This window comes from Actinomycetota bacterium (assembly GCA_009923495.1).
GTDB lineage: Bacteria > Actinomycetota > Actinomycetes > S36-B12 > UBA5976 > UBA5976.
Window position 1 is genome coordinate 23,453 of sequence record RFTJ01000016.1, and the last position, 7,767, is coordinate 31,219.

At 51.0% G+C, this 7,767-nt stretch carries 9 protein-coding genes and 1 riboswitch; of the genes, 2 read left to right on the top strand and 7 right to left on the bottom strand.

The genetic code is table 11. The annotated features are described in order from the left end of the window. Positions 1-4: 4 nt before the first annotated feature. Both EBS36_05960 and EBS36_05965 read right to left on the bottom strand, forming a co-directional pair. The gene (locus EBS36_05960; protein NBU32695.1) at positions 5-1,330 is read right to left on the bottom strand and encodes a bifunctional o-acetylhomoserine/o-acetylserine sulfhydrylase; all 1,326 of its coding nucleotides are present in this window, start codon (positions 1,328-1,330) and stop codon (positions 5-7) included. A 100-nt stretch (positions 1,331-1,430) separates the two neighbouring features. Further along, positions 1,431-1,547, bottom strand: a riboswitch (SAM riboswitch). Positions 1,548-1,630: 83 nt separating this feature from the next. Further along, on the bottom strand, positions 1,631-2,617 hold the full coding sequence (locus EBS36_05965) for a DUF4192 domain-containing protein (GenBank protein ID NBU32696.1): 987 nt from the start codon (positions 2,615-2,617) through the stop codon (positions 1,631-1,633). A 244-nt stretch (positions 2,618-2,861) separates the two neighbouring features. On the opposite strand from EBS36_05965, the gene EBS36_05970 reads away from it, so the two are divergent. Continuing rightward, positions 2,862-3,503: a VOC family protein gene (locus EBS36_05970; GenBank protein NBU32697.1), complete on the top strand. Its 642-nt coding sequence runs from the start codon at positions 2,862-2,864 to the stop codon at positions 3,501-3,503. On the opposite strand, the gene EBS36_05975 is transcribed toward EBS36_05970, so the two are convergent. From EBS36_05975 to EBS36_05990, 4 genes are all read right to left on the bottom strand, one after another. Next, a complete protein-coding gene (locus EBS36_05975; GenBank protein ID NBU32698.1) occupies positions 3,504-4,175 on the bottom strand; it encodes a DNA polymerase III subunit epsilon in 672 nt (223 codons plus the stop codon). A gap of 88 nt (positions 4,176-4,263) precedes the next feature. Continuing rightward, on the bottom strand, positions 4,264-4,737 hold the full coding sequence (locus EBS36_05980; protein NBU32699.1) for a hypothetical protein: 474 nt from the start codon (positions 4,735-4,737) through the stop codon (positions 4,264-4,266). Between the two features lie 14 nt (positions 4,738-4,751). Further along, positions 4,752-5,174 (bottom strand): DUF2752 domain-containing protein, encoded by a 423-nt coding sequence (locus EBS36_05985; GenBank protein NBU32700.1) that lies wholly within the window; start codon positions 5,172-5,174, stop codon positions 4,752-4,754. A 4-nt stretch (positions 5,175-5,178) separates the two neighbouring features. After that, a complete protein-coding gene (locus tag EBS36_05990) occupies positions 5,179-5,520 on the bottom strand; it encodes a hypothetical protein (protein ID NBU32701.1) in 342 nt (113 codons plus the stop codon). A gap of 74 nt (positions 5,521-5,594) precedes the next feature. Between EBS36_05990 and EBS36_05995 the strand changes: the two genes are divergently transcribed. Further along, complete coding sequence (locus tag EBS36_05995) at positions 5,595-6,005, top strand: hypothetical protein (protein NBU32702.1); 411 nt, start codon at positions 5,595-5,597, stop codon at positions 6,003-6,005. Between the two features lie 55 nt (positions 6,006-6,060). On the opposite strand, the gene EBS36_06000 is transcribed toward EBS36_05995, so the two are convergent. Then, positions 6,061-7,767: vitamin B12-dependent ribonucleotide reductase (locus EBS36_06000; protein ID NBU32703.1), on the bottom strand; the 1,707-nt coding region annotated here is incomplete at its 5' end.

Genomic DNA, 7,767 nt, shown 5'->3' on the forward strand with positions numbered 1-7,767 from the left:
GTGTTTAGGCCGCTGCTGCGACCTTTGCCGCATCAAGGCCTAGTGCAAGATCAGCCAGGATGTCATCGATGTTTTCAATGCCAACGGCTAAGCGAACCAGGCCTGGGGTGACGCCAGCACTCAACTGCTCTGCTGGTGTTAACTGTGAATGCGTGGTTGAGGCTGGATGAATTACTAACGAACGAACATCACCGATGTTCGCGACGTGACTGTGCAGTTCAAGCGCCTCAATGAAAGTTTTACCTGCCTCAATGCCACCTTCGATTTCAAAGGACAACACTGCGCCGGTTCCCTTTGGTGCATACTTGCGACCGCGGTCATACCACGGACTGCTTGGCAAGCCAGCGTAGTTGACTGACTTAACCTGAGGATGTGCCTCAAGGAATTCAGCAACCTTCTGGGCATTTGCAACGTGACGCTCAATGCGCAGTGACAAAGTCTCGAGACCCTGAGCGATCAAGAATGCGTTGAACGGAGCAACAGCGGCGCCTAGGTCACGAAGCAACTGAACGCGAGCCTTCAAGATGAACGCCAAGTTAGCTCCCAGAATGCCGTTGACACCGAGTGCCGGACCGTAGGCCAAACCGTGATACGAAGGATCTGGCTGGTTGTAGTTCGGGAAGCGCTCTGGGTGCTTTTCGAAATCGAAGTTTCCGCTGTCGACAATTACACCGGCAACTGCAGTTCCGTGGCCACCGATGTACTTGGTAGCAGAATGAACAACGATGTCAGCGCCCCACTCAATTGGACGAATCAAATAAGGGGTGGCAACGGTGTTATCGATAATTAATGGCACACCGTATTCGTGTGCAACGCCTGCAACACCTTCGATGTCCAAGATGTCGTTCTTTGGATTCGAAATTGACTCTCCGAAGAATGCCTTGGTGTTTGGGCGAATCGCTGCGCGCCATGAATCAAGGTTGTCTGGATCGTCTACGAAGGTTACTTCAATACCTAACTTAGGCAGGGTGTAGTGGAACAAGTTGTAAGTGCCGCCATAAAGACTTGGGCTAGACACGATGTGATCGCCAGCTTCAGCAATGTTAAGAATTGCGAAAGTCTCAGCTGCCTGACCGCTAGATACCAACAATGCGCCAACGCCGCCTTCAAGGCTGGCAATGCGCTGTTCAACTGCATCCTGAGTTGGGTTCATAATGCGGGTGTAGATGTTGCCAAACTCCTTCAAGCCGAACAGGTTTGCTGCATGCTCAGTGCTATTGAAGGTGTAGGACGTGGTTTGGTAAATCGGCAGAGCACGGGCATTTGTGGTGCCATCTGGGGTTTGCCCAGCGTGAATCTGACGGGTCTCAAATGACCAGGTTGTTGACATTATTTCTCCTTGTGCAATTTGGTCTCGGCGATTACGAAACTGCACCAAAGGAACCCCTCGGTGCCGATTCGAAATCGACGCCGGGGCCTTGCGCTTGCAAGACCCGCGCTTGCCACAAAACCCTTTGTTTTGTGACCCGGTCTTCACCTAGGGCACCCTATCGCGGTGGAAGGGTTGCCGGACGACTAGCTAGGGCTTCGTGTCGTCACTCTTGACCTAGAAAGAATTTAACAAACTTTTTCTGATTCGCAAAATCCGTTCCTTAGGTGTTGCCCAAGTTTGCAAGTTTAGGCAAGTTCATCAAGCGGCACCAGCCAGACATTCATCGTAGGAAACGGCAGCTAATGATTCAGTCCAGACTGATGGCGGCACGTTATGCGCAATCGCTCGATCCAGCAATCTGGCCAGTGAGTAGCCTGGGTCAACAGTAAGAGCGCATTCGAGTGCTACCCCTGCCAAGGCGCCATTGCCATCAAGCCACGCACATCCTGCCAAAACGGTGGCAAGGGCCGCGACATCACTTTCCGACGCACGACCGACCGCATCCATCAAGGTTGTGCGCATAGCAAGGCGCAATTCCGGATGATCAAACATCTTTCGCAATAATCCATCGCGCATGTAGATGTTAGTTGCAACCAGCCCGAGCAATGCTGAATCCGACCAATCCAAACTATGCGCGTCTGGCCACATAGCCATAAGTCTTGCTAGATATTTGGCCCTAACTTCAACTTCGAGCGCATCCTGTGCCAGGTCGTACTCAAATTCTTGTTTGAGCGAAGCAATAGCTTTATCGCGCTGCGCTTTATCATCGGAACTTAGTTCTATCGGACTTAATCTGCTCGCCAGATCTTCACGCGAGATAAATGGCGCGCTGCCGGCAAAAACAAATTCAGCATCTGCGCCTAACAATTCCGCCAGCGGATGTCCAGTAGGTGGACAGCATTGCTCATCTTCACACATCAGAGAGCGCCAGTGTCTATCTGCGATTTGCAAAGCATCGAGTAGGGAGAATTCGCTGGCCTGAGGTATCAGATCAAGTAACGATTCCAGAGTCAGTTCTGATTCCGTGTAAGCCAAGATAACTACTGCTGGCTTAGATTCTGTCCTGAGTTGACCGAGAATAGCTTCTGGAATTGGAATTGGATCTATTGACCAATCGAGTCGAGCAATGCTCAAGACCTGATCGTCGTTTAGGGCAACAATGACCATACTTTCATCGGGGTGGAAGCCAAGTAAATGAGGCAAGGCTGAAATTAGTTGACGAGGTGAATGAACAATCATGTTCATAATTTGCAGGTGCGGCCGCTACCCCCAAAAGCGCCGGCTTCATTCTGGGGAGAATCAAAGCCTGTGCATGGAATAAAAAGGCACTTAGAGCCCTGACGGCTTCCCCTCCGCCAACACTCTAAGTGCTAAGAAGAAGTTACGCCTTACTGAGCAGATATTTGGGGATAGACACGCCCATTTTGGTCTGAGGCAAAAAACCGACCCCGAATATCACTATCTGGTCAAGATGTGCGAAAGTTTTGTTATGCAACTTGACCATGTGTCTTACGCAGTTCGTGCTAGCGAACTAGCCGATACGATTCAGCGACTCGGCGCCGATTTAGGTGCAGCATTTATTGATGGTGGTAAACACCCTCGCTTTGGCACGCGCAACTTTATTTTGCCGCTCTCAGGTGGCACTTACATTGAAGTAGTCAGTGCACTAGAGCATCCGGCTTCCGAGGCTGCCCCTTTCGGTCGCGCAGTTCGGGAACGGGCTGAAGACGGTGGCGGTTGGCTCGGCTGGGTGGTTGCGGTTGAAGACTTAACACCAATCGAAGCGCGACTTGGTCGTGGTGCTGTTGATGGACACCGAATTCGTCCTGACGGCCAAGAACTGACTTGGAAGCAGATTGGCGTTTTAGATCTGCTTGAAGATCCACAACTTCCATATTTCATTACATGGGACGACGCCCGCCAACATCCGTCGGTTGGTTTTCAGACGCCGGTGCGTATCACGAATATCACCGTTTCTGGTTCTCGGCAAAAGCTCGAAGAATGGCTTGGCGGAGCACTTTACGACGCACTTGATGGCGTGTATTTATCTTTTGCCGATTCGCCAGATGAAGAGCCAGGTGTGGTATCAGTTACTTTCCAGACGCCAAATGGCTTAGTAACTATTGACTAATTAGCGATACTTTGTTGGCACAATAATTTCAGCAGAAATTTCTGGACTTAGTGGCACATAATGCCCAGGGTGATCCATCTTTGCTAGCAAGTGGGGCAACATTTGGACAACCACCATGGCATCACTAAGTGCACTGTGGGCTAAGCCCGAGTTGAGTCCGTAATGAGTGGTCAATGTGCCGAGTTTGTGATTTTCGGTTCCGCTAGTTACCGCTCGTGACATCCAGTAGGTGCAGGTACCCGGCATCACCGGAAGTTCTGTACCCGCCCTGGCAAATTCGCTGGCCACAAATCGTTCATCAAACAACGCATGATGAGCCACAAAAATACAGCCGGCGAACATTTGCTTAAGTTTTTCCGACACCTCAGCAAATGTCGGAGCATCGGAAACCATGCTCGCGGTAATGCCGTGCAGCGCTGTGAGTCCGACATCAGAAGACTGCGGATTGATTAGCGTGTGAAATGAATCGGTGACGGTTCCATTGCCCGGTGTCCGAATCGCTGCGATTTCAATAACCCGCGCTCCAGCCTTGGGATCTAATCCGGATGTTTCAACATCAACAACGACGTAATCGGCTGTGTGTTGCAATGGGGCTTGTCCAGCAAAGTTTCCATAATGCACAAAATGCTCTAGATAATCTGGTTGGGCGAATCTAAGCGGAAATTCAATCACTCCATATCAAGCCAACTGCTGGTTTTTCCCATAACTAGAATCTATCTGCTTCTGCACCGCTATCACTTGAAACTGAATCCAATTTTCGCTAGCTAGCTTGTTGCGTTGGAGTAAAACTTTGGACAACTTCCCCGCTGACTAAGCCAAAATTAGCCCAACTGACATCAACTTCGATAACCACTGCCCCACAAGTGCTTAACTCACCGGCAGCTCCCAAGGCATAGGCCAAGTCACTCAAACCAGGGTTATGGCCAACAATTAGTAACGTCTGGCCGAGCACATCAGTGTGCGAGATGAGATGAACCCACTGCTCGGCGCTGGCGTTGTACGCATCGCTGGCGTGAATCACAGGGCAGTCCAGGTGCAGATCTTGCCAAGTTTCTTGGGTGCGCTTTGCGGTACTCACGATGGCAAAGTCAATTTGAAAAGTTTTGTCAGCTAGCCATTTCTTGAATTCGTGGGTCTGCTTATGGCCACGTGAACTGAGCCCACGAGCATGGTCTGTTTGTGCCAATTTTTCCGCTTTTGCGTGGCGCAAAATCACGATCCGGTTCATGGCCATATTCTCTCGCGTAATTACCAGCGCGTTGCTACATTCCAATACCAAACAGCAAGAAAAAGAATTCCGATAAATGTGTAGCTAGGAAGAGCGCCCACTCGCAACTGCAGATGCATCACCTTGACTGACATTGTTTGTGCCCATGATGGACGCAGCCAAAAAGTTACTGCTAGGAGCCAAACCAGCACTGCCAATGGGTTTAGTGACCAAGCCTGTTGCACATCCCCTGCACACATTGCTCCCAGCGCTCTGGTGCTGCCACAAAATGGACACGGGTGACCAGTTACTAGGCGAAACGGACACAGCACAGGTCCAGTTACCAAGCGATTTGAATTCCAAAGCAGCCCCATCGATAAAATCAGCCCCGCCACTACACCAAATCGAGTTTTTAGCGACCAAAACCTTCTGTGCTTCGCACTGGCAACAAACTCAGGGGTCATAGAGTTAGAACGAACTACTTGAGGAAGACTCACTCCAGATTGCACCAAGCACCCCTAGGAAGCCGAGCAACATAAGTAGCAGGAATGTTGCGATACTGATGAGTATTCCGGCCAAGGCGAAACCCTTCCCGTGGTACTTGTTTGGCTCACGATTAATTTGGTTGTACCCCAGGATGCTGATTATTAGGCTGACTAATCCGCAGCCCGTGCCTGTTACTGCCAAGGCAAATCCAATGACTGCCAGGATGTTTAACTGGGTCGTGCGATACGGATATGATGAACCTGGATAAGGCGGTTGATTCTGCCCGCTACCAGGATTTACCGGATCGATAGGTGGAACACTCATTTTGAAACCTCACTTCTGGTTCAAATCTAACTGATTTTGTGACACTTTCTGTTTAATGCAGCCATACTTGAGTCATGATTGCTATCGAACCGCGTGTCCTAATAATCACTGCGGACGCTGCTTCGGTTTCCGATGGAAAACTTAACCTGCTCGGTGGTGGATGGACTCAAATCGGCGCGGGGCCGAGTAACTTCACGGTTGTAGTGCGTGTGGACATTCCGCACTCAATGACCAATCAGCAGATTCCATGGTCCTTGGCCTTGGTTGATCAAGATGGGCACAAATATGTGCCAATGGGCAGTGATCAGCCCGTAGAGCTTGCTGGGGACCTGCACATGGAACGTCCGGAAAGTGGCGACATCGCTGACACTTTCAATGCCCCTATGCTCTTCCCGTTCATGGGTCTACCACTGGTTCCAGGCACTTATGAATGGGTGTTCACTTTCGCCGGTTATCAGGCAAAATATGGATTTAGAGTTTTGTAGAACTACAAAATTAGGCCCCACTCGCATGAGTGGGGCCTAATTACATTTCTAGCCGTTACGAGCAACCGCTGGTTGAACCGCAGCCTTCACACACATAGCAAGAACCTGCTGGGCGCATCTTGATGCCACAAGTCATGCAAAGCGGTGCGTCATTGGTCTTTCCAGTTATCTGCTCAAGCAACTCGCTGCTTGAGTGTGCAGTGCCGGTGTTGACTACAGGAAGCGCCGCTGGAGCCGCTGGAGCTGCTGAAACTGGCGCACTCTGAGCCAGTGTCTCAACGACGGCTTCAATCGCAGCTGGTGACACAGCTGGTGCGTCATAGCCGGCAACAGAGGCTGCTCGCTCCTCGGCGGTAAAGATACCCAGTGCTTCACGAGTCTCTAGTGGCAAGTAATCGAGGGCTAAGCGACGGAATATGTAATCCATCATGGACTGAGCCATTCGGATATCTTTATCGTCTGTCATGCCTGCTGGCTCGAAGCGCATGTTCACGAACTTCGAAACAAATGCCTCCAGTGGCACGCCATACTGCAGAGCAATCGAGATAGCCACTGAGAATGCGTCCATCACGCCGGCCAGGGTTGAACCCTGCTTGCCAAGTTTTAGGAACACTTCACCAAGTGCGCCATCATCGTAGGCCCCAGCAGTTAAGTAGCCTTCTGCGCCACCAACGCTGAACGATGTGGTGCGACTGCTGCGGGTCTTTGGCAAGCGCTTGCGAACTGGATGTGACAAGGCGGTTGCATCGCTAACTGGAACGTCAGTCTTCTTTGCCTTTGCATCTGAAAGTGGCTGACCGACTTTGCAGTTGTCGCGATAGATAGCAAGCGCTTTGATGCCCATCTTCCAGGCTTCAAAGTAGATCTCAGCTACTTCTTCAACCGTGGCCGATTCCGGCATGTTAACGGTCTTGCTGATCGCGCCTGAAAGGAATGGCTGAGCTGCTGCCATCATGCGCACGTGACCCATTGGAGTGATGGCACGCTCGCCCATCGCTGTGTCAAAGATTGCATAGTGCTCTGGCTTAAGTCCTGGAGCGTCAACAACGTGACCGTTGTTTGAGATGTAATCGATGATTGCTTCGATGGTTTCTTCGGTGTAACCCAAGCGTCCAAGTGCCCGCGGAATGGTCTGGTTCACGATCTGCATGGAACCGCCGCCAACTAGTTTCTTGAATTTCACGAGTGAGAAGTCTGGTTCGATACCAGTGGTATCGCAGTCCATCATGAATCCGATGGTTCCGGTTGGCGCTAGAACGGATGCCTGTGCATTGCGCCAGCCATTCTTTTCGCCAATCTTGTTTCCCTCTTGCCAAGCAGCGGTAGCTAACTTGAGGACATCACCGTCAAGGCTCGTTGCCGACTTCAAGGCCTCGGAAGCGGCTTGGTGCTTACGCATTACGCGCTTGTGTGCATCAGCATTACGGGCGTAGCCGTCATAAGCGCCAACCACACCAGCTAACTCGGCTGAGCGTTTGTAGGCAGTTCCCGTCATCAACGAAGTGATGCTGGCAGCCAATGCGCGACCCTCTTCACTGTCGTAAGGCAAGCCAGTTGCCATCAATAATGCTCCAAGGTTTGCGTAACCAATGCCCAGCTGACGGTAAGCCCGAGTTGTCTCGCCAATTGGATCGGTTGGGAAATCCGCAAAACAGATACTGATGTCCATCGCGGTGATGATGTATTCAACAGCCTTAGCAAAAGTCTCGGCGTCGAAAGTGTCATCATCTTTCAGGAACTTCATCAAGTTAAGTGATGCCAA